We start from the raw sequence: 1,591 nt of genomic DNA on the forward strand, positions 1-1,591 counted from the left end.
CCGCCGCGCTCCGGCGGCTGGTGGCGCGGCTCGGGCCCGAGACGACGCTGCGGATCGGCGCGCTGACGCCACGGCCACGGCCCCGACCCCGGCCTCCGCGCCCCCGCTGACGAAGTTGTCAGAGCCCGAAGGCGCTCTCGAACTTGTGCGCCGCGCCATGATCCCCATATCCTTCGCACGAAGGCGTGCGGACGTTCGCGACGCCGTCGATCCTAGTTTCGAGGACCCTTACGCCCATGTCCGACTTCCAACGCAACGCTTGGGGCCGCACGGCCGTCGGCGGAGCCGCCAGCCAGGCGGTCGTCGATCAGGGTCTGCGCTCCTACATGCTGAGCGTCTACAACTACATGTCGCTCGGCCTCGCCATCACCGGCTTCGCGGCGATCGGCGCGTTCATGCTCGCGGTCACGCAGGGCGCCGGCGGGCAGCGAGAGCTGACCCAGTTCGGCTATCTCCTGTTCACCAGCCCGCTGAAGTGGGTCGTCATGCTGGCGCCGCTCGGCATGGTGTTCTTCCTGTCCGCCCGTCTGCACGCCATGAGCGTCACCGGCGGCCAGATCGCGTTCTACGTCTTCGCCGGCCTGATGGGCCTGTCGCTGTCGTCGATCTTCCTCGTCTACACGGGGGCTTCGATCGCGCGGGTGTTCTTCATCACCGCCGCCGCCTTCGGCGCGCTCAGCCTCTACGGCTACACCACCAAGCGCAGCCTGAGCGGCATGGGCACCTTCCTGATGATGGGCCTGTTCGGCATCGTCATCGCGAGCCTCGTGAACCTGTTCATCGGCTCGTCGGTGGTGCAGTTCGTGGTGTCGGTGGTCGGCGTGCTGGTGTTCTCGGGCCTCACCGCCTACGACACCCAGCGCCTGAAGGAAGAGTACTACGCTGGCGACGACTACACGGTCATGGGCCGCAAGGCGATCATGGGCGCGCTGTCGCTGTACCTGAACTTCATCAACCTCTTCACCATGCTGCTGTCGCTGTTCGGCAACCGCGAGTGATCTGACGTCCCTCGGCCGGCGCCCTCTCAGGCCGCGCCGGCCAGGACCCATGACGACGAAGGCCCCGGCGGCGACGCGCGGGGCCTTTTTCATGTCCGGGCGACCGGACACGCTTTTGTTGTGGCGTCCGCTTCCACATTGAGGTCACGAAGGCGTCACCGAACCATCGCGGAGTTGATCACACGGGCGCCACAACTCGCCGTAACGCTCGGGCTTGCGTCCGATTCAGCGGGCGTCCCATGGAGCGACGACGTTTATGAACGCCGAAGAACGCCGACTGATCTCCGACCTGTTCGCGCGGCTGCGCGGAACCGACGTCGGGTATCGCGACCCGGACGCCGAGGCCTTCATCCGGTCCGAGGTGTCGAGCATTCCCCACGCGCCTTACGCCATGACCCAGACGCTGGTGGTGCAGAACCAGGCGCTGGAGCAGGCGCAGGCCCGCATCGCCGAGCTGGAGCGCCAGGTCGAGCAGCAGGGCCGCGGCGGTTTCGGCGGCGGCTATGAGCAGCCGGGCGCAAACCCGTGGGGCCCGCGCGCGACCGAGGCCATGGGCGCCGCGCAAGGCGCGGGCGGCCCCGCCAACCGCTTCG

2 protein-coding genes are annotated in these 1,591 nt (G+C 68.1%); both read left to right on the forward strand.

The genetic code is table 11. The features are described 5' to 3' along the window. Window positions 1–236 precede the first annotated feature (236 nt). The gene (locus tag ACFQ4O_RS17380; RefSeq protein ID WP_378777621.1) at window positions 237–998 is read left to right on the forward strand and encodes a Bax inhibitor-1/YccA family protein; all 762 of its coding nucleotides are present in this window, start codon (window positions 237–239) and stop codon (window positions 996–998) included. Window positions 999–1,254: 256 nt separating this feature from the next. Then, window positions 1,255–1,591: DUF2076 domain-containing protein (locus tag ACFQ4O_RS17385; RefSeq protein WP_378777623.1), on the forward strand; the 337-nt coding region annotated here is incomplete at its 3' end.

This window comes from Methylopila musalis (genome assembly GCF_042679725.1).
Lineage (GTDB): Bacteria > Pseudomonadota > Alphaproteobacteria > Rhizobiales > Methylopilaceae > Methylopila > Methylopila musalis.